The sequence below is a fragment of the Pseudomonas sp. HLG18 genome, assembly GCF_051903985.1.
Classification (GTDB): domain Bacteria; phylum Pseudomonadota; class Gammaproteobacteria; order Pseudomonadales; family Pseudomonadaceae; genus Aquipseudomonas; species Aquipseudomonas fluorescens_BT.
Window position 1 is genome coordinate 5,903,758 of the sequence record NZ_CP195831.1, and the last position, 18,760, is coordinate 5,922,517.

An 18,760-nucleotide genomic window follows, 5' to 3' on the forward strand; every position below is an offset into this window, starting at 1 on the left:
CTCCATGTCAGGACGCAAACGCCCGGGTGATTGCGGTAAATCCGGGGCCCGCCAGTACGATCAGCAAGGCCGGAAACAGGAACAGCATCATGACCACCGACATCTTCGCCGACATCTTCGAGATGTATTCCTGCAAACGCGTCAGGCGTCGGTCATCGAGCAGTTGCTTGAGCGCCAGCAGCGATTTCATCGCGCCGCCACCCTGTTGAATCAGTTGTTGCAGGATCACGCAGGTGTCGGTGAATTCATCCACCGCCAGCATCACCGCCGACTTGTTCAATTCCTGGCCGAGCTCCAGCCCCGAGTCGACGCGGGCAAGGATCAGGCGCAATTCGCTGGTCAGTTCCGGCAGCAGTTTCTGTCCTTCGATGCTCAACACGCGCAGTGCCTGTTCGACCGCCATGCCGGACTCGAACAGGATGCGCAGCAGAGGAATGAACGTCGAAACCTCCACCGAAATGATTTTCTGCCGCCGGGCGGCGGCATACGCCAGCAGGCGCTTGGGCAGCAGGTAACCGGTGCCGGTGGCGAGCATCGGCACCAGCCAGCCCTTGGGCGCCTGGGGAAAGAACACCTCCTGCAGAAACAAACCGATACCCAGCGCCAGCAACGGTGTACCGATCTGGCACGCGGCAAACAGCGAGCGTTCACTGGTCCGGCGCCAGCCGAGGCGGTTGAGCAGGGTCTGGGTTTCGCTGTCCATGCTCACCGAACGCTGGCCGAACCGGCTGTTGCCCAGCGCCCGCAGCAAGGTGCGCAAGCGGCTCTCTCGCACCAGATGGCCCTGCAGGCGCTGGTTGACCTGACGCACCCGGCGACGTTCGGTCAGCAAATGATTGCCGACCAGCAGCAGCGCCCCGAGCAGCAGCATGAGACTGGCCAGGATCACCATCTCAGACACTCCTCAACATGCGCCACAGCGCCAGGCTGCCGATCACCTGCAGCACCACCGCGATGATCAGCATGGTCTGGCCGCCGGGGTCTTTCCACATGCCAAGCATGTAGCCGGGATTGGTCAGCATGAAGTAGCTCACCAGGATCACAGGCAGTGATCCGAGCACCCACGCGGTCAAGCGGGTTTCGCCGGTCAGGGCGCGCAGCTGACGGGCGCCCTGATCGCGTTCGCGGATCAGCTTGATCAGGTTTTCCAGCAATTCGCTGGCATTGCCGCCGTAGCGGTGATTGACCTTCAGGCCCAGGGCAAACATGCGCAGTTCGTCCTGTTCGTAGAGCTCGGCGAAGTCGCTCACCGCATCGGGCAGGTTCACCCCCAGTTGCACGTTGCGCTGCACCCGGCCCATCGCGGTCTTCAACGGATCCTCGCAGGAATCGATGCCGCCCAGCACGGCGTCGCTCAGGGTGCGCCCGGATTTGAGGCTGCGCACCGAGTGGTCCAGCAGCTGCGGCAGTTGCTCGATCATGCGATTGAGCCGGCGGCGATACAGCCAGGCGATGTACAGGCGCAACACCAGGGGCGGCGCCAGCGTCAGGATCAGCAGGCCGATCCAGTCGGCGGTCAGATAACCCAGCATCATCGCGATGGCCCACAACGCCAGCCATAATCCCAGGCGCTCGTCGGGGCGGCCCAGGCCGGCCCTCAGGAACATGCGTTCGAGCCCTGTCCACGAAGTTTTGCCGGGCGCTGTCTGCGGTTGTCCGGCAGCCAGTCGCTTGAGCACCCGTTCGTTGGCGGTCTTGCGTACACCCTGCAGGAACAGACGGATGGACAGCGCCAGCAGCATCAGGCAAATGACGATGAGAATCACCGGCCCCATCATGACGAAAGCTCCATGCGCTCAGCCCAGACTCGACTCGTGCCGCAACTTGTCGCCGGCCGGGTTGACCGCTTCGCGCAGGAAGCCGAACCCGGTGCGTCGATCAAGGCGGAACAAGGTATTGGTGACGTACACGTCTTCGCGCACGCCGACCACTTCCACCACTTCACTGACACAGCGCCGGCCGTCGGGCATGCGGGTCAACTGGATGATCATGTCGAGCGCGGCACAGATCATTTGCCGCAGGGTGCGCTCGGCCACCGTGCGACCGGTCAGGCCGACCAAAGTTTCCAGCCGCAGCAACGCATCCTGGGCATTATTGGCGTGGACCGTGCTCATCGAACCGTCGTGACCGGTGTTCATTGCCGTGAGCACGTCGAGCACTTCGACGCCGCGGATTTCGCCGAGAATGATCCGGTCCGGGCGCATCCGCAGGGCGTTGCGGATCAGGTCGCTGGCCTTGACCTCGCCATGACCTTCGGCGTTCGGCGGCCGGGTTTCCAGACGCACCACGTGTGGATGACCGAGCTGCAATTCGGCGACGTCCTCGATGGTCACCAGGCGCTCTTGGGGGTTGATCAACTGACTGAGAATGTTCAACAGCGTGGTCTTGCCGGTACCGGTACCGCCGCTGATCAAAATGTTGCAGCGCTTGCCTACCGCGTCCTGCAGGCAATCGAAGATCGCCAGGTCGATGGTCTGCATGGCGATCAGGTCGCTGCTCTTGAGCATGTCCTTGCGGAATTTCCGAATCGACAGACACGGCCCGTCGAGGGCGATCGGCGGGATGATCGCGTTGACCCGGCTGCCGTCGGGCAGGCGTGCGTCGACCATCGGCGACGACTCGTCCAGCCGTCGCCCGAGCGGCGCCAGAATGCGTTGCATGACCCGTTCGACGTGGTGCGCGTCGATGAAGCGCAAGTCGCTCTGGTGCAGCACGCCGTCGCGTTCGACGAATACCCGATGCGGGCCGTTGACCAGGATCTCGGTCACGGCACTGTCGCGCAGCAACACCTCCAGCGGGCCGAAACCGGTCAGTTCATCGACGATCTCTTCCGCCAGGCGCTCCATCTCGTAACGGGAAATCGCCAGGTGCAGACGGGCGATGTACTCAGCGACCTTGTCGGTGACGAACTGCGCCAGCAACTGCCGCGAACCTTCCAGCAGGTTTTTCCCGGACTCCTCGATGGCATCGATGATGTAGCGATGCAGGACCAGTTTCAGACCTTCGTGGTCGGTGTTGCCCGACTGACCGCGAGCAGGGGCACCGAAGAGTTTTTCCGGACTCATGAGCTGCCTCGCAACCGGTCGAACCAGGTGATCCTGGGTTTGGTCAGGCCTTCGGAGCGTTTGGCCAGACGCTCGCCAAGCGCTCGCAGGCTCTGGGTGAGTTTCTCCCGGGGGGCCAGTTCAAACAGGCTCACACCCTGGTTCTTGGCGTTCATGCGCAGCTCCGGGCTCAGGGCCAGCACCGCGATCACTTCCAGATTGAAGGTCTTGCCGAGGGTGTCCGCATCCGGCGCGACGTTGCTCAGATAGCGGTCGACCAACAGCCGTCCGTGATCGAGCTTCATGCCTTTTTCCCGCCACAGATTGAACACCGCCAGGTTGCGCCGGCAATCGAGCACATTCTGGTCGGTGTACCAGATCAGCTTGTCGCAATGGCTGACAAAGGTGCGCAAGGCTTCGCTGTCAGGCTGGCCGGTGAGGTTCACGACAATGTGCTGGAAGTGCTGGCGCAAGGCACTGAGCAACATGTACAGCTCGGCGGCGCTGGTGCTCTCCAGTGGCTCGTCAGTGTCGGCATAGGCCAGAATCCGCAGACCCGCTTCGGCGCTGGTGAAGGCGCTGTCGATCAGCGTCGCGTCGAGCCTGCGCAAGTGGCGCAGGGCATCGCCGAAGTGGAACGAACTTTCCAGACCCAACAGCGCCAGGCTGTCGCCACGGGGCAGGCCGAGGTCCAGCAGCAGCGTCTGTTGCCCGCTCTTTTGCACCACCAGCGCCATATGGTTGGACAGCAGCGCGCCGTCGGAACTGCTCTGCACACCGTACAGAACCGTCAGCCCGCCCGACTGCGTGGTGTGGGTCACCGGCGGCATGCGTTTGCTCAAGCGACGTACCAGCCCCGCGACTTCGCTGGAGCGCGAACCGTAGGCGACAAAATCCCGTGCCCCGGCGCGCATGGCGTTGAGCACCAACTGATTGTCCATGCCGTCGCCGAGGGCGACGATCGCCAGCATCGGCTTGGCCTCCAGCGCACCTTCGATCAGCGCGCTCTGGGCCACCACGTGTTCACGGTCGAGGCCGACGAACACCAGGCTGGCGAAGGTGACATCCACCAGCGCGAGCAATTCATCGAGGCTGCCCGTACCGGCGCTGACCACTTGCCCCAGGGGCGCGAGAGCGCTTTGCAGCCATTCCAGATCGGTGCTGTTGCGGGTGATGGCGAGAAAGGTCTGGCTCATGCTCTGGCTCATTGGGACAACCCGCTGCGCTTGTCGAAGTTGCCGTTTTCCATGAAGAACATGCGATAGAAGTTCGGGTCGTAGTTGCGCAGTTTTTCTCCCGGCAGCGAAGGCAGTTGCGCTTCCGCCGACAGTGGACGCACCAGATGCGGGGTGACGATCATCAACAGTTCACGCTCTTCGCGTTTGATCTGTGAACTCTTGAAAAACGCCCCGAGCACCGGGATATCGCCGAGCCCCGGAAACTTGTCGACCTGGGAGCTGTTGCTGGTGCTGATCAGTCCGCTGATGACGAAGCTCTCGCCATCGGCGAGGGAGATGCTGGTGTCGGTGCGGCGGATGGTCAGGGCCGGTACCGTGGTTCCGGCGATCTGCACGGAATTGCTGAAGTCCAGTTCGCTGACTTCCGGTGCGACTTTCAGGGCGATGCGGTCGTGGCTGATGATGGTCGGCGTCAGGGTCAGGCGGATGCCGAACTCCTTGTATTCGATAGATACGCTGTCGCTGCCGGAACTGGGTACCGGGATCGGGATCTGGCCACCGGCGAGGAAGCTCGCGCTCTGCCCGTTCAGCGCCACCAGGCTTGGCCGCGCCAGGGTGTAGGCGAAGCCGCTGCCCTCCAGGGCGTTGATGATCGCCATGGTATTGCCGCCGATCCAGGAGAAGTTGAACAGCGAGTTATCCACCGGCAGTCGCGGCTGCGGCACGCCATCGATGGGCGGCAGTGTCCCGGGGGAGCCGAACAGGAAATTACCGCGGGTGCCGATCAGTTTGGCCGAGGCCTGCTTGAGTTTGGTGCGGCTGACTTCGACGAAACGGATGTCGGTCTGCACTTGCGAAGGCAGCAGCGCATCCTCCGCAGGCGGTGAGCCCGTGCCGGTCAGCGCCCCGGTGGCGGCGCCCTGGACAAACACCATGCTCTGGCGCGGCTCGCTGGAGCAGCCGGTCCAGACCATCAGGCTGGTGGCGCCGGGGGCCATGCCGGTGACCAGGAACGACGCGTTGCCGGTGGCGTGCACGTCGGCGATTTTCGGATCGCCGATGGCCAGGCGCGTGATTGCCACCGGCGATTGCAGATCCTTTTGCCAGCCTTCGTTGACTTCGATCACCGGTGGCAAGCGGCCGAGGGCCGAGCAATTGCCGGTCGCCGCCTGCGCGGCATTGATCGACAGTCCCATCAGCAGCAAGGCCCGGAGCAGGGGATTGAAGGTCGGCCAGGAACGACTCTGCATGCACTTGGATCCTTGCTCAGTCATGGATTCTGTTGGGTGATCTGATTACCGCGAATCACTTCCACCGCAGGCCGCGCTGCGCCGCTGTGCTCGCCGGCGGACGGGACTTTCGGCGCAGCGCCCAGCGCAAGCTGGGTGAACTGGAAGAGTTGGCTGTTGGCGGCGACCAGTTTGTCCGGAGCCTGATTTTCGCCGGCCCAGTATTTGGCCAGGCGCTGTTCTTCACTGCTGCGCACAGCCAGGCGCAAGGTGCCGACCTGGGTGGCGAGCATCATCCGGCTCAGCAGTTGTTCCGGCACTGCCAGCACCACCGTGCGCGCCGTGAGCCGGCGCTGATCCTGTTTGAGCTTGTCGTCGGCACTCAACGCGGGAGCAGACGGTTGCCCATCATTGGTCAGGCCGTATTGCTCGCCGACACCCAGCACGCGCATGGCCGGCACCACAATCTGCGCCGACTGCTGCGGGTTGCTGGCGTCCTGGCGCAGGAACAACAGCACATCGACGTAATCACCAGGAATCAATTGTCCGGCCGCGCCAATGACTTCATCGACCGACACTGCCAGTGCGCGTTCATCTTTGTGGATCATGCGCGCCAGCGTTCCGCCGGCCTCGAAGCTTTCATCGTTGAGCCAGGTTCCGGCACTCAGATGGCGCCACGGTGTGCGACCCACGGCCTGTTCGATTGTGCCGAGGCTGCCGGCAGGTGCACTGCGCAGTTTTTCAACGGCCAGGTCGGCAGCAGTGAGGGGCGTGAATGGAGGGATATCGCGCACCAGCACCACGACGGATTGGCGGGTCTGGTCTTCAGCGGCGGCGACGGTTTTTTCGACGGTGACCACCGCTGGCGCAGGTGCCTCGGCAACCGGCGCCGGTTGCCGGCTGAGCACCAGGCCCCAGTAGCCGACAATGATGGCCCCCAGCAGAAGCACGGCGGCAAGGCCCATGGTGACACGACTGTTCATGACGGCTCTCCCTTTCCTGCTGCACTACCAGCCCGCACTTCCTACCAAGGGAACATCGCAATCAGGCAGCTATGAACATCCAACTATTTCGCTATTTCCACGCTAGCTGAAACAAGCCAAAACGCCATTACTGGCGGGCAAATAACCTACGAAAGTATGGGGGTTGGCCAATTAGCAGTCGAAATGAGGGAAGCGACGATGCAATTAATCCTTTGTGATTAATCCGTTCTTACAGTTGTTGACGGGGGCTTTGTTGACAATGCTCAGATGGCACGGTGGAAGCTTTGCCGCTGTAGCGACATCGGCGCCAGGAGCGCAAAGGAGTGGACGTATGATTCTCGATTATCTGCTGGCCAGGGCACGACTGTTTTTCAAAAGTGACGAAGGGGCTTCGGCTATCGAGTACGCGATCGTGGTGGCGATGGTAGCGGTGGTGGTCGTGGTGTTCGTGACGCCAATGGGCACCAAGGTCTTCAACATTTTCAGCGCGATACTGACCTCGCTGGGTGGCACGGCCCCGACCAAACCCGGCATACCTTGACCGAATTTCCCTTCCCTCTGTCGATGCCTGTCTGGCGCTGAGAGAAAGCGCGCAGGCATTACCCTGATCATTGGCTTTCCGGTGCCCGGAAGACCCCGGGCATGAAGGAGAATGTCCATGTTCTTCGAATACCTGATGTTGCGTGCCCGCTCGTTCCTGGCAAGCACCGAAGCTGCGTCGGCCATCGAGTATGCAATTGTGGTGGCAATGGTCGCCATTGTGGTGGTGGTGTTCGTGACGCCGGTAGGCGCCAAGGTGCTGGCGATCTTCAACAACATCCTCGTGGCCTTGGGTGGCACGGCACAGACTGCGCCGACGCAGTTACCCTGACTCGATGGGTGGCGAATCTCGCACTACACTCGATTCCACCTTCAGTTTTTCAGGGATTGACCCATGACTGCTTCCTCGCTGCCCCGCCAACAGTTGCTTCTGGTTGACGATGAAGAGGACGCGTTGCTGGAGTTGGCGGAGTTGCTGGAGGGCGAGGGCTTCGTCTGTCATACCGCGACGTCGGTGAAACTCGCCCTGCATCATCTGACCCGTCATCCCGATATCGCCCTGGTGATCACCGACCTGCGCATGCCGGAGGAGAGCGGCATGTCGCTGATCAAGCGGCTGCGCGAACACACTTCGCGCCAGCACTTGCCGGTGATCGTGACCTCGGGGCATGCGGACATGGAGGATGTCAGCGACATGCTGCGGTTGCAGGTGCTGGACCTGTTTCGCAAGCCGATCTATCACGTGCGGTTGCTGGAAACCCTCGACAACCTGTTTCCCAAGCCCTGGGTGAATGCGAAGCCGGCCGACTACAGCTGATAACTGAAACTGACGCTGTAGCGTGGCCGGCGATTGAACGTGTCCAGCGCTTCATCCGACATCGGTTTGGCCGCTTCCAGAGCGATGTTGTAGTACTTGGCATCGCCGAACCTCAGACCCACGGCCGCCGAGGACAAGCTGTTGGCCTGCACCGGCAATTGATTGAACCAGCTGCGGGAGCGGTCGAGCACGACATAGGGCTGCAGGATGCGCACCCAGTTGCCGTCGCGGTTGAAACTGTAGTTGATCTCGTAGGCCACGCCCCAGCCCTTGTCGCCGGATGCCTGATCGTCCGGGTAGCCGCGGCCGAAATTCTGCCCGCCGAACACCGCGCGCTCGCTGTCGGGCAGGGTGTCGTCGCTCCAGTACAGTGCACCCGAAAGCACGCCTTGCCAGTTGTCGAAGAACTTGTCGCTCTGCACCCCGGAAAGCCGCAGGCGCAGGAAGTTGAGATCGATGGCGCTGTTGTTGGTGTGCGCCCCCATGCTGTCCAGCCCCTGATACACACCACCGCTGAGAATCCGCAGTTGCCGGGCGTCGGCCTTGCGCCAGTCGCTTTCGAAGGCGAGGGCGCGGACATCGGTGCGTTCTTCAACGCTCAGCGGGTAGCCGATGACGTTGTAGCGGGTCTTGTCATTGACCGCGTACAGACGGGCTCCGGCCGTCAGCAGTTCATTCGAGGCGGCAATCAGCGGCAGGCTGAAACCGATCGAGTAACGGTCGTTCTCACGGTGGGGCTTGAGTTCCAGGCCGTTGTTCAGCAGCACGTTGGTGCCGGGGTCGGCGCGATAGCGTGAAGCCGACAGGCTCAGTTGCGTGCCTTCGTCATCGAGGAACTGGCTGTAGTCCAGACGGTAGTAATGCTCGTGGTCCTTCCCGGGCGGAAACAATCCGCTGAGGGTCAATTGTTCGCCCATCGACGTCTGGGAGTTGCTGCTTACGCCCAACAAGGCCTGAGTACCGTTGCGGTTGTCTTCGGTGGTACTCAGGGTGCTGGTGAACGGTTTGCGGCTGGCCTGGGCGAGCAGCGTGGTCGCGCCGTCGGTGGTGCCGGGTGGCGGCACCTGGGCCTGGAGCGTGACGCCAGGGATGCGGGTCATCAGCGTGGTATAGCGTTCGAAGGTCTTGCGGGTCAGCGGGCGTTCAGCCTGGATTTTCGCTGCCAGTCTATCGATCAGGCCTTTGACCCGGCCGATATCGCCCTGAACCTCAACGTCCCGCACGTAGCCTTCTACCAGCACGACCCGCGCCACTCCGCCCTCGAAAGTCTGTTGCGGCAAGAAGGCATAGGACAACAGGTAGCCGTCGCTCTGGTAGCGCCGGGTGATGGTGCGGGTGGCTTCGATCAGATCGGCAAGGCTGGGTTCGTGACCGATCAGGGGTTTGAAGACTTCCGCCAGTTCGTTGAGCGGGTAGAGCGTGCCCCCTTCGATCTGCACGGTTTTCAGTTTGATCTTCGTGCCCATCTTCAGCGGTTCGGTCGCTGCGGCACCGGGCTCCGGGACTTGCAGCGGCGCAGCGTTCGGCCGGTAAGCATCGGCCGGCAGATTCGGCACCGGCAAATTGCGAATGGTTTCATTGCTGTTGAGAAAGCTGGGCAGGGTGTCGGCGAGGGCAGAGGAACTGAGACTGAGGAACAGCAGGGATGCCATTACGCGCATAGGACACTCCATGTTCAAACCGCAGCACCAGGCAGGGTTTTCCTGAGAAAAAAGCGGAAGACTCGTGGGAATCTTCCGCCCTCAACCAAGCGTAGGCGCTGTAGGTTAGGCCGTCGAATCGGCCAGGTGCAATTCAGGGTTTGTTGCCGCCCAGGGCGCCGGTCAGGCCACCGAGAACACCGCCCAGGCCTGCGCCCACGCCTGTGCCAGTGCCGCCGGTCGCAGTGCCGCCGTTGACCAGTCCGCCGACGGCGGTGACGGTGTTGCCCACGGTGGTGACGGTGTTGCCGACAGCGGTCACGACCGGGTTACTGTTGGTGCTCGCAAGGGTACTGCCCAGATTGCCGACCGCGCCGCCCACCTGACTGGTGACGCTGGCGACCGGAGCGCCGAGCCCGGTGGTACTGCCGACGTTCTGGGTCAGACCGGTGACGGCGGTAGTGACGGGAGCGATCCCGCTGCCGACGTTGTTGCCCAGGGTTGCCAGTGGTGTGGTGGGTGCGGTGATCGGTGTGCCCGAACCGCCGAGCACGGTGTTGAGCGACGCCACGGTGTTGCCAGTCGATGCGAGTACGCCGCCGGGTGCGCTGAGTGCGCCGTTGCCGGCCGTCAGCCCGGTGCCGACATTGGCCACCGCGCCGCCGACAGTCTGCAGCAGGCCATTGTTGCCCAGGCCGCTACCGGCGCCGGTTCCCGATCCGGTGCCGTTGTCGACTACACCGCCGACCTTGCCAACCGTGGTGCCGACGTTGCTCAGTGCACCGCCGACGGTGTTGGTCAAGGCATTGCCATTGCCGGCCGCGGTGACGTTGTTGCCCACGCCGTTGACGGTGCTGCCGACTTTCTGAACGATCCCGTTCAACGGCACACCCAGGCCCGTGGTGCTGCCGATTCTGTCGGTGGTGCTTTCGACCATGGCGATCACCGGCACCAGGTTGTTGCCGACGTTTTTGGTCAGCGAACCGAGGGGGCCGGTGGTGGTCGCTGTGCTGAGGGTGTCGCCGATCATGGTGACTTTTTCACCGACACCACCGAGCAGCGGCGCGACCTTGGTGACCACGCCGCCGACTACCGGAACGCTGCCTGTGGCATTCGCCAGTTGGCCGCTCAGGTCGGACACACCGTTGCCGACATCCTGCACCACGCCGCCGACGGCCGACGCTGTCACGCCCAGGCCATTATCGGTCGTACCCAGTTTGCCGATTCCGTTGGCTACGCCGTCACCCAGTGTGGTCACGACGTTGCCGGCGGTTTTGGCAGCGCTTTGCACAACCCCGCCGACCACAGGTACGCCACTGAGCGAGTCACCGACCTGGCCGACGCCGCTGCCGACGCCTGCGACGGTGTTGCCAACGTCTTGCACCAGGGTTGAGGTGACCAGGGGTGAAGGAGTACTCGGGTTGGTGGGATTGGTCGGATCGGTTGGATTCGTCGGGTTGGTCGGGTCCGTGGGATTGGTCGGATTCGTTGTGCCGGTCCCGCCGGTGCCACCGGTGCCCGCAGTGCCGCCATTGCCCGCCCCGGTTCCAGTTCCAGTTCCGGTACCTGTTCCTGTTCCTGTTCCCGTTCCCGTTCCCGTTCCCGTTCCGTTATCAGTGCCGGCAGTGCCGGTCCCGGTGCCTGATGTTCCGCCTGTTCCGCCAGTGCCTGCGGTGGAGCTGTCCGGTGAAGAACTGCCGGAACTGCTGTGATGACCGCCACCGCCGCTGCTGCAGCCTGCCAGTCCAAGAGAGAGAATCAATGCCAGCGCTGTTGCCGATTTGCACCACACTTGAGTTTTCATGAGGGTAATCCCTTGCACCTGTCACAACGTTCGTTGTCTTCGATGGCTCACCGATTCTGTTGTCGGCAATGCCTTCGCCCGTTGTGCTCATATCAATCGCAAGGTTGGATTCATGCCATTCTCGAGTTGGTATTAATGCCTTTATATAGAGGGGTGAATCTGCAGCTTAGCGACTAATGCCGAGGATATAAGCGCGCAAAAAAAGCCTTGAGAATCAAGCCCGGGTGTTTGGCAAGGAAGTGGATGGCGGGGGAAAAAACTTAAGTTATATACACACAATTAAACATGTTTCGCGGGGCGGATCGCACCCCGCCAGGAGCGGGGTAGCGACTGGCGCGGTGGGTCGACTCAGGCAATCGGTTGCCAGTGGCCGACCATATGTTCCAGATCCCCGGCACCGATCAGGCGTAATTCACCGCTGGATCCCGCAGTGCTGGCGAACAGCGATACTTCGCTTGGCAGGCGCACCGGCTTGCGAAAGTACACAGCAATTTCCAGGTTGGCCCGTGGCAGATGATCTGCCAGTGCAGCCAGCGTACGGGCCTTGTTCCACAAACCGTGGGCGATGGCGGTGGGGAAGCCGAACAGCCTGGCACTGGCGGCACTCAGGTGGATCGGGTTGTAGTCGCCGGAGACTTTGGCGTACTGCCGGCCAATGTCCGCCGGGGCTTTCCACTGCGCCACCTGCATCAGTGGCAGCGTGGGTTCCCACGTCTGTTCGAGCGCTTCGCCCTCCAGCCTCACGCCTCGGCAGAGCATCTGGCTTTCGGCCTCCCAGAGTGGGCCAAGCTGATCGTCGAGGGTGGTCAGCAGCTCGAACGTCGCGCCTTTCGGATGCGGTTGCAGGTTGTGGACCCGAACGCTGACCTGCGCCCGACCGATCCCGCCCATCGGCCGCAGTACGCGAATACGGTTGCTCAGATGAATCAGCCCCAGCAGCGGGAATGGAAAGTCTTTGGCCGTGAGCAATTGCATCTGCAACGCAAACGCCAGGACGTGTGGATAAGTTGGCGGCAGCAGGCCGTCATCGGCAAAACCGCAGACCTTGCGGTAGGCCGCCAGACGTTTGCCATCTACCTCGACGGCGCAGCGCAAGCCGCTGTCGGGCAAGGTGGTGCCGGTGATTTTGCGCCGGGTCGCCGCCCGGACATACAGTCCTGGCAGGCTCGGTTCCTGGTGCAACGTATGCCATTCGATGCTCATGCCTAAGCCCCCAGAACACTTTGTCCACAGACCCGCAGCGCCTGCCCGGTGAACGCGCCGGTGCCCGGTTGTGCCAGCCAGGCCACGGCTTCGGCGACGTCTTGCGGCAGGCCGCCCTGGCCCAGCGAACTCATGCGCCGGCCGGCTTCACGCAGGCCGAACGGAATGTGCGCTGTCATCTGGGTCTCGATGAATCCCGGCGCCACGGCGTTGATGCTGATGCCGCGCTCCAGCAGCGTCGGCGCCCAGGCTTGGGCGAGGCCGATCAATCCGGCCTTGCTCGCCGCATAATTGGTCTGCCCGCGATTGCCGGCGATGCCGCTGATCGAGGCCAGCAAAATCACGCGTGCGTTGTCGCGCAGGGTGCCGCTGTCGAGCAGGGCCTTGGTCAGTACTTGCGGGGCGTTGAGATTGACCGCCAGCACCGCGTCCCAGAACTCGGGCGTCAAGTTGGCCAGGGTCTTGTCGCGGGTGATGCCGGCGTTGTGCACCAGAATGTCGAGGCCGTCCGGCAACTGTTCGATCAGCTGCGCGGCGGCGTCTTCGGCGCAGATATCGAGGGTGATGGCGCGCCCGCCGAGTCGGGCGGCCAGGGCTTCCAGATCGGTTTTCGCGGGCGGCACGTCGAGCAGAATCACCTCGGCGCCGTCCCGCGCAAGGGTTTCGGCGATGGAGGCACCGATGCCCCGCGCCGCGCCAGTGACCAGCGCCTTGCGCCCGGCCAATGGGCGCGTCCAGTCGGTGACCTGGGTAGCGCAGGCTGTCAGCCTGATCACCTGCCCGGAGACGAACGCACTTTTCGGCGAAAGGAAAAACCGCAGCGGCCCTTCGAGCTGATCCTCGGCACCTTCGCCGACGTAGATCAGTTGCAGCGTGCCGCCGCTGCGCAACTCCTTGGCCAGCGAGCGAGAGAAACCTTCGAGCGCTCGCTGGGCACTGGCGGCAAACGGTTCGCGCAGGGTTTCCGGGGCGCGGCCGAGGATTACCAGATGCGCGCTGCTGTCGAGGTTCTTCATCAGCGGCTGGAAGAACTCGCGCAGCTGCTTTAGCTGGTCGGTGTGCTGCAAATCGCTGGCATCGAACACCACGGCCTTGAGTTTCGGGCCATGGCCGGGAATCCATTGGGTGGCAGTTGCCGGCTGGTCGCCGTAACGGTAAATCGAGTCAGTCAGGCGATTGGCGAATGTGCTGACCCGTTCGGCCAGCGGCCCGCCGCCGATCAGCAGCGCACCGTCCACCGGCCGCAGGCGCCCGGCCTGCCAGCGTTCCAGCCGCACCGGCGACGGCAGGCCCAGGGCCCCGACCAGACGATGGCCGATGGACGAGTTGGCGAAGTCGATATAGCGGTCAGACATGGAACGCTCTCCAGAAGATGGGGTTCAAAGTGTGGACTGCGAAGGGCAATCAATCGTTCGATCCACGCAATAAGGCCTACGCTAGAACAGCAGAGTAGTTTGCCCCCGGTGTTTTTGGGGCCCGGCAGGGTTTTCAGTGCCCGATTTTCAGACTGGATATTTCACAAGGAGTTTTTCATGAGTCAGCTGCGCCGCGTCGCGATCATAGGTGGCAACCGTATTCCGTTCGCCCGTTCCAACGGCCCATACGCCACCGCGAGCAATCAGGTGATGCTCACCGCCGCCCTCGAAGGTCTGATCGAACGCTACAATCTGCACGGCCAGCGCATGGGCGAAGTGGTCGCGGGGGCGGTGCTGAAATTGTCACGGGATATGAACCTGACCCGCGAATGCGTGCTCGGCTCGCGCCTGTCGCCGGCCACGCCGGCCTATGACATACAGCAGGCGTGCGGCACCGGCCTGGAGGCGGCGTTGCTGGTGGCGAACAAGATCGCCCTCGGCCAGATCGATTGCGGCATTGCCGGCGGCGTCGACACCACGTCGGACGCGCCGATCAGCGTCAGCGAGGGCCTGCGCAAGATTCTTCTGCAAGCCAACCGCGCGAAAACCACTGGCGACAAGCTCAAGACTTTCCTGCAATTGCGTCCGAAACACCTGATCCCCGAATTCCCGCGCAACGGCGAACCGCGCACCGGCCTGTCGATGGGCCAGCACTGCGAGCTGATGGCGCAGACCTGGAATATTCCTCGCGAAGAACAGGATCAACTGGCACTCGAAAGCCACCACAAACTCGCCGCGTCCTACAGCGAAGGCTGGCACAACGACCTGATGACCCCATTCCTCGGCCTGACCCGCGACAACAACCTGCGCCCGGACCTGACCCTGGAAAAACTCGCTACCCTGAAGCCGGCCTTCGAGAAAAGCGCCAAGGGCACGCTGACCGCCGGCAACTCCACGCCACTGACCGATGGCGCATCGGTGGTGTTGCTGGGCAGTGAGGCGTGGGCGAAAGAACGTGGCCTGCCGATTCTCGCTTACTTGCGGGACGGCGAAGCGGCGGCGGTGGATTTCGTCAACGGCGCCGAAGGGCTGTTGATGGCGCCGGTGTATGCGGTGCCGCGTTTGCTGGCGCGCAATGGGCTGACCTTGCAGGACTTCGACTACTACGAAATCCACGAAGCATTTGCCGCGCAGGTGTTGTGCACGTTGAAGGCCTGGGAGGATCCGGAGTACTGCAAGACCCGACTGGGGCTGGATGCGCCGTTGGGCTCGATTGACCGCAGCCGCTTGAACGTCAAGGGCAGCTCGCTGGCGGCGGGGCATCCGTTTGCCGCGACGGGCGGGCGGATCGTGGCGAATCTGGCGAAGTTGCTGGATGCGGCGGGGCAGGGGCGGGGGTTGATTTCGATTTGTGCGGCGGGGGGGCAGGGTGTGACGGCGATCATCGAGCGCTAGAAGAGCAAAAGCTTGCCCTCACCCTAACCCTCTCCCGGAGGGAGAGGGGACTGACCGAGGTGTCTGGCGTTATACATCGACCTGAAAGATCGGTGTCGATTATGGATTCAACAACGTTCTTTCATGTCGGCGGATTTCTAAAGCATCCCCGATTCGGCTCCCTCTCCCCCCGGGAGAGGGCTGGGGTGAGGGCGCTTTTCAGGATGCCCGCCAATCTCAAGTCCGGAACCTGCGCACCAACCCATCCAGTTCATTCGACAAACCCGCCAGACTCTGCGAATCCAGCCGCGCCGAATTGGCCAGCTCGGCCACCAGTTGCGCATCACCATGAATCTGGCTGATGTGCCGATTGATGTCCTCGGCCACCTGATGCTGCTCTTCCGCCGCCGTCGCGATCTGCGTGTTCATGTCACGAATCACATCCACCGATTCCCGAATCTGCCCAAAGCTTTCCCGCGCCTCGCCAATGCGTGCCACCGATTGCTGTGACACATCAAGGCTGGCCCGCATCTGCTGGGTCACCGCGCTGGTGCGTTTGGCGAGGTTGCCCAGCAGGCCGTCGATTTCCGCCGTCGAATCCGCCGTGCGTTTGGCCAGTGCGCGAACCTCGTCGGCCACCACCGCAAAACCACGCCCCTGCTCACCGGCCCGCGCCGCCTCGATGGCGGCGTTGAGCGCCAGCAGGTTGGTCTGTTCGGCAATGGAACGAATGGTGCCGAGGATCGACTGGATGTCATTGCTGTCACGCTCCAGTTGCTGCATCGACTGTGCCGACTGTTCCAGCTCCTGGCTCAGTTGATCGACGCTGTGCACCGCCGCATCGATCTGTTGCTGACCTTCGCGGGCCTGGCGCTGACCGCTGTCGGCCGACTCCGCCGCCTGGCTGCACGAGCGGGCGACTTCGTTGGCGGTGGCGACCATTTCGTGAAACGCAGTCGACACCATGTCCACCGCTTCGCGCTGACGGCCGGCGGCTTCAGCCATGTCGCCGGAGACCCGGGTCGAGCTCTGCGAAGTGGCAAGGATTTTCCCGGCCGCGCCGCCGATGTGCTGGATCAGGCTGCGAATCGCGGTGAGGAACTGGTTGAACCAGTTGGCCAGTTGCGCGGTTTCGTCGCTGCCACGGATGTCGAGGTTCTTGGTCAGGTCGCCTTCGCCCTGGGCGATGCCTTCCAGACCATTGGCCACGCTGCGGATCGGCCGCACGATCAGGCTGGCGAAACTGGCGCCGACCACGGCGAAGAACACCGCCAGCACCGCGGCTATGATTGCGATCAGCCAGGTCAGGCGGGTCGCCGAGCTCATCACTTCGTTCTGTTTGATCAGGCCGATGAAGGTCCAGCCCAGTTGCTCCGATGGCCAGACATTGGCCATGTAGCGCTCGCCGTTGAGCTCGATGTCAACCAGGCCTTTGCCGGCCTTGGCCAGTTGCGCGTAGCCGTCGCCGAGGCTGTCGAGTCGCTTGAAGTTGTGCTCCGGTTGCTTCGGATCGACCAGCACCGTGCCGGTGTTTTCCATCAGCATCAGGTAACCGCTTTCACCGAGCTTGATCTGTTTGACGATCTCGGTCAGTTGCTTGAGCGACACGTCAATGTTGACCACGCCACCCTGGGCGCCCAACTGGTTGGCGACCGCGCGCACGGTGCTGACCAGTACCGCGTCATCGCCGGCCCAGTAATAGGCTTCGGTGCGCAGGGTCTTGCCCGGGTTGGCCATGGCGGTCTTGTACCACGGGCGGGTGCGCGGGTCGTAGTTGGCCATCTTCGGATCGCCCGGCCAGAAGGCATAGCCGCCGCTGTTCAATCCATAAGAAACGTAGGAGTAGGCAGGGTGAGCTTTGGCCAGCCCCTCGAACAGTGCAAACAGTTGTTTGTCGATCTCGCCATCCGAGGTGTCGGAAGCGTTGGCGCTCATGCGGCTGCGCACGCTGCCGTCGGCGTTTTTGACCAATGGTTGCGCCGCCAGGTAATCGACGTTCTGGCTGATGCCGTCGAAAAAAAGCTGCATGGCATTGCTGACCTGACGGATCTCGCGCCCGCTGCTGTCGACAAAATCGTCTCGGGCATCGCTGCGCAGGTTCAGTACCACCAGCGTGGCGACCAGCACCACGGGCAAGCAGGCGATGATTGCAAACGCCCAGGTCAACTTCTGTTTGATGTTCATCCGCGCTCCAGATTTTCTTGTAGGCCCACGCAGTGCAGATGACTCGCGGTTATTGGCAGCCGAAAAACCTATTTCTCACCCGTTTCCTTGGATGCGACATCGACATTTTTTTGGGAACGATTGTCGGACAAATTCCTCTGTCACAGAGGAATTCGGCCGCACGAGAGGGAAATTGAGGCCGGAAGAGAAAATTCTTACGAGCTGTGTGCGGCGGGATGTCAGATTCTGTCGCAAATGCCCTCAAGTCCTTGCGACAACAAGTTCGGTGGGCTCGGCTATGATTCGCAGCGGTCGATACAAGGGCGATGGATTGACGTATTTGATCCGGCACAGTGTGTGCATCCACAGGTTCACAGGTCGGCAACCCCTCCCCGTGATGCGAGGATTGCCGTATAACGAGTGACATTCGCGTGTTTGGTAATAAAGGACCCACAATAAAAGCTGATGAAGACTCCAAAACGCATTGAACCCCTGATCGAGGACGGTCTGGTCGACGAAGTGCTGCGTCCACTCATGAGTGGCAAAGAAGCAGCTGTTTATGTGGTGCGCTGCGGCAATCAGTTACGTTGCGCAAAGGTCTACAAGGAGGCGAACAAACGCAGTTTCCGCCAGGCGGCCGAGTATCAGGAAGGCCGCAAGGTTCGCAACAGCCGACAGGCCCGGGCGATGGCCAAGGGGTCCAAGTTCGGGCGCAAGGAAGCCGAAGATGCCTGGCAGAACGCCGAAGTCGCGGCGCTGTTCCGCCTGGCCAGTGCCGGGGTGCGAGTGCCCAAGCCGTACGACTTCCTTGAAGGCGTGCTGCTGATGGAGTTGGTGGCCGACGAATATGGCGATGCCGCGCCACGTCTGAACGACGTGGTGCTGGAACCGGATCAGGCCCGCGAATACCACGCGTTCCTGATTTCGCAGATCGTGCTGATGTTGTGTACCGGTCTGGTGCACGGTGACCTCTCGGAGTTCAACGTGCTGCTGACGCCGACCGGCCCGGTCATCATCGACCTGCCGCAAGCGGTGGACGCCGCCGGCAACAATCACGCGTTCAGCATGCTGGAGCGTGACGTGGGCAACATGGCGTCGTACTTCGGTCGCTTTGCCCCGGAGTTGAAGAAAACCAAATACGCCAAGGAAATGTGGGCGTTGTACGAAGCTGGGACGTTGCACCCGGCCAGCGTGCTGACCGGTGAGTTCGACGATCCCGAGGACCTGGCCGATGTCGGCGGGGTACTGCGCGAGATCGAAGCGGCGCGTCTGGATGAGGAGCGCAAGCAAGCCATCCGCGCGGCGGACGACGAGCCCAAGGGCAAGTCTGACGAACCGCCTCCGCCACCCTGGATGCAGTGAGCATCTGA

General features: G+C 62.4%; 16 protein-coding genes and 1 pseudogene. 5 read left to right on the forward strand and 12 right to left on the reverse strand.

Translation table 11 applies throughout. From position 1 onward, the window contains the following. Window positions 1–7: 7 nt before the first annotated feature. From ACSPX5_RS27035 to cpaB, 6 genes are read right to left on the reverse strand one after another with little or no spacing between them, the layout of a single operon-like run. The gene (locus ACSPX5_RS27035) at window positions 8–892 is read right to left on the reverse strand and encodes a type II secretion system F family protein (protein ID WP_439820594.1); all 885 of its coding nucleotides are present in this window, start codon (window positions 890–892) and stop codon (window positions 8–10) included. 1 nt (window position 893) lies between these two features. Then, window positions 894–1,778 carry a type II secretion system F family protein gene (locus ACSPX5_RS27040; RefSeq protein WP_439820595.1) on the reverse strand — a complete coding sequence of 295 codons (885 nt, stop codon included), beginning with the start codon at window positions 1,776–1,778 and terminating at the stop codon, window positions 894–896. A gap of 18 nt (window positions 1,779–1,796) precedes the next feature. Next, entirely contained in the window at window positions 1,797–3,065 is a 1,269-nt protein-coding gene (locus tag ACSPX5_RS27045; RefSeq protein WP_439820596.1) for a CpaF family protein, read from the reverse strand. Beyond that, window positions 3,062–4,252: a pilus assembly protein gene (locus ACSPX5_RS27050; RefSeq protein ID WP_169428701.1), complete on the reverse strand. Its 1,191-nt coding sequence runs from the start codon at window positions 4,250–4,252 to the stop codon at window positions 3,062–3,064. The genes ACSPX5_RS27045 and ACSPX5_RS27050 overlap by 4 nt, the downstream gene beginning before the upstream one ends. Further along, entirely contained in the window at window positions 4,249–5,472 is a 1,224-nt protein-coding gene (locus ACSPX5_RS27055) for a type II and III secretion system protein family protein (protein ID WP_169428702.1), read from the reverse strand. Before ACSPX5_RS27055 ends, ACSPX5_RS27050 begins: the two co-directional genes overlap by 4 nt. Before the next feature lie 20 nt (window positions 5,473–5,492). Beyond that, a complete protein-coding gene (gene cpaB, locus ACSPX5_RS27060) occupies window positions 5,493–6,434 on the reverse strand; it encodes a Flp pilus assembly protein CpaB (protein WP_439820597.1) in 942 nt (313 codons plus the stop codon). A gap of 331 nt (window positions 6,435–6,765) precedes the next feature. Here cpaB and ACSPX5_RS27065 point away from each other — a divergent pair, with 331 nt between their 5' ends. The 3 genes from ACSPX5_RS27065 to ACSPX5_RS27075 all read left to right on the forward strand — a co-directional run bounded on the left by ACSPX5_RS27065 (window position 6,766) and on the right by ACSPX5_RS27075 (window position 7,791). After that, window positions 6,766–6,975 (forward strand): Flp family type IVb pilin, encoded by a 210-nt coding sequence (locus tag ACSPX5_RS27065; protein ID WP_169428704.1) that lies wholly within the window; start codon window positions 6,766–6,768, stop codon window positions 6,973–6,975. 117 nt (window positions 6,976–7,092) lie between these two features. After that, the gene (locus ACSPX5_RS27070) at window positions 7,093–7,305 is read left to right on the forward strand and encodes a Flp family type IVb pilin (protein ID WP_207865689.1); all 213 of its coding nucleotides are present in this window, start codon (window positions 7,093–7,095) and stop codon (window positions 7,303–7,305) included. 63 nt (window positions 7,306–7,368) lie between these two features. Continuing rightward, complete coding sequence (locus tag ACSPX5_RS27075) at window positions 7,369–7,791, forward strand: response regulator (RefSeq protein ID WP_169428706.1); 423 nt, start codon at window positions 7,369–7,371, stop codon at window positions 7,789–7,791. Here ACSPX5_RS27075 and ACSPX5_RS27080 read toward each other — a convergent pair. The 4 genes from ACSPX5_RS27080 to ACSPX5_RS27095 form a co-directional block, all read right to left on the reverse strand. Beyond that, window positions 7,782–9,452, reverse strand: a complete 1,671-nt coding sequence (locus ACSPX5_RS27080; RefSeq protein ID WP_207865691.1) for a ShlB/FhaC/HecB family hemolysin secretion/activation protein — start codon at window positions 9,450–9,452, stop codon at window positions 7,782–7,784. The genes ACSPX5_RS27075 and ACSPX5_RS27080 overlap by 10 nt on opposite strands. A gap of 133 nt (window positions 9,453–9,585) precedes the next feature. Beyond that, the gene (locus ACSPX5_RS27085; protein WP_439820598.1) at window positions 9,586–11,235 is read right to left on the reverse strand and encodes a collagen-like triple helix repeat-containing protein; all 1,650 of its coding nucleotides are present in this window, start codon (window positions 11,233–11,235) and stop codon (window positions 9,586–9,588) included. 348 nt (window positions 11,236–11,583) lie between these two features. Then, on the reverse strand, window positions 11,584–12,438 hold the full coding sequence (locus ACSPX5_RS27090; RefSeq protein WP_439820599.1) for a MaoC family dehydratase: 855 nt from the start codon (window positions 12,436–12,438) through the stop codon (window positions 11,584–11,586). A 2-nt stretch (window positions 12,439–12,440) separates the two neighbouring features. Beyond that, complete coding sequence (locus ACSPX5_RS27095; RefSeq protein ID WP_439820600.1) at window positions 12,441–13,793, reverse strand: 3-oxoacyl-ACP reductase; 1,353 nt, start codon at window positions 13,791–13,793, stop codon at window positions 12,441–12,443. 177 nt (window positions 13,794–13,970) lie between these two features. Here ACSPX5_RS27095 and ACSPX5_RS27100 point away from each other — a divergent pair, with 177 nt between their 5' ends. Beyond that, window positions 13,971–15,248 carry an acetyl-CoA C-acetyltransferase gene (locus tag ACSPX5_RS27100; protein ID WP_169428711.1) on the forward strand — a complete coding sequence of 426 codons (1,278 nt, stop codon included), beginning with the start codon at window positions 13,971–13,973 and terminating at the stop codon, window positions 15,246–15,248. A 216-nt stretch (window positions 15,249–15,464) separates the two neighbouring features. Here ACSPX5_RS27100 and ACSPX5_RS27105 read toward each other — a convergent pair whose 3' ends face one another. Further along, entirely contained in the window at window positions 15,465–16,232 is a 768-nt protein-coding gene (locus ACSPX5_RS27105) for a methyl-accepting chemotaxis protein (protein WP_371850984.1), read from the reverse strand. Window positions 16,233–16,322: 90 nt separating this feature from the next. After that, window positions 16,323–17,411 (reverse strand): annotated as a pseudogene (locus tag ACSPX5_RS27110) (cache domain-containing protein); the annotation flags it as partial. A 444-nt stretch (window positions 17,412–17,855) separates the two neighbouring features. Here ACSPX5_RS27110 and ACSPX5_RS27115 point away from each other — a divergent pair. Continuing rightward, complete coding sequence (locus ACSPX5_RS27115; protein WP_192563381.1) at window positions 17,856–18,752, forward strand: PA4780 family RIO1-like protein kinase; 897 nt, start codon at window positions 17,856–17,858, stop codon at window positions 18,750–18,752. Window positions 18,753–18,760 lie beyond the last annotated feature (8 nt).

What these genes read in the sequence shown, in the direction of transcription:
- ACSPX5_RS27035 (WP_439820594.1), bottom strand. Translation starts at nt 892, where the DNA reads ATGGTGATCCTGGCCAGTCTCATGCTGCTGCTCGGGGCGCTGCTGCTG.
- ACSPX5_RS27040 (WP_439820595.1), bottom strand. Translation starts at nt 1,778, where the DNA reads ATGATGGGGCCGGTGATTCTCATCGTCATTTGCCTGATGCTGCTGGCG.
- ACSPX5_RS27045 (WP_439820596.1), bottom strand. Translation starts at nt 3,065, where the DNA reads ATGAGTCCGGAAAAACTCTTCGGTGCCCCTGCTCGCGGTCAGTCGGGC.
- ACSPX5_RS27050 (WP_169428701.1), bottom strand. Translation starts at nt 4,252, where the DNA reads ATGAGCCAGAGCATGAGCCAGACCTTTCTCGCCATCACCCGCAACAGC.
- ACSPX5_RS27055 (WP_169428702.1), bottom strand. Translation starts at nt 5,472, where the DNA reads ATGCAGAGTCGTTCCTGGCCGACCTTCAATCCCCTGCTCCGGGCCTTG.
- cpaB (WP_439820597.1), bottom strand. Translation starts at nt 6,434, where the DNA reads ATGAACAGTCGTGTCACCATGGGCCTTGCCGCCGTGCTTCTGCTGGGG.
- ACSPX5_RS27065 (WP_169428704.1), top strand. Translation starts at nt 6,766, where the DNA reads ATGATTCTCGATTATCTGCTGGCCAGGGCACGACTGTTTTTCAAAAGT.
- ACSPX5_RS27070 (WP_207865689.1), top strand. Translation starts at nt 7,093, where the DNA reads ATGTTCTTCGAATACCTGATGTTGCGTGCCCGCTCGTTCCTGGCAAGC.
- ACSPX5_RS27075 (WP_169428706.1), top strand. Translation starts at nt 7,369, where the DNA reads ATGACTGCTTCCTCGCTGCCCCGCCAACAGTTGCTTCTGGTTGACGAT.
- ACSPX5_RS27080 (WP_207865691.1), bottom strand. Translation starts at nt 9,452, where the DNA reads ATGCGCGTAATGGCATCCCTGCTGTTCCTCAGTCTCAGTTCCTCTGCC.
- ACSPX5_RS27085 (WP_439820598.1), bottom strand. Translation starts at nt 11,235, where the DNA reads ATGAAAACTCAAGTGTGGTGCAAATCGGCAACAGCGCTGGCATTGATT.
- ACSPX5_RS27090 (WP_439820599.1), bottom strand. Translation starts at nt 12,438, where the DNA reads ATGAGCATCGAATGGCATACGTTGCACCAGGAACCGAGCCTGCCAGGA.
- ACSPX5_RS27095 (WP_439820600.1), bottom strand. Translation starts at nt 13,793, where the DNA reads ATGTCTGACCGCTATATCGACTTCGCCAACTCGTCCATCGGCCATCGT.
- ACSPX5_RS27100 (WP_169428711.1), top strand. Translation starts at nt 13,971, where the DNA reads ATGAGTCAGCTGCGCCGCGTCGCGATCATAGGTGGCAACCGTATTCCG.
- ACSPX5_RS27105 (WP_371850984.1), bottom strand. Translation starts at nt 16,232, where the DNA reads ATGGCTGAAGCCGCCGGCCGTCAGCGCGAAGCGGTGGACATGGTGTCG.
- ACSPX5_RS27115 (WP_192563381.1), top strand. Translation starts at nt 17,856, where the DNA reads ATGAAGACTCCAAAACGCATTGAACCCCTGATCGAGGACGGTCTGGTC.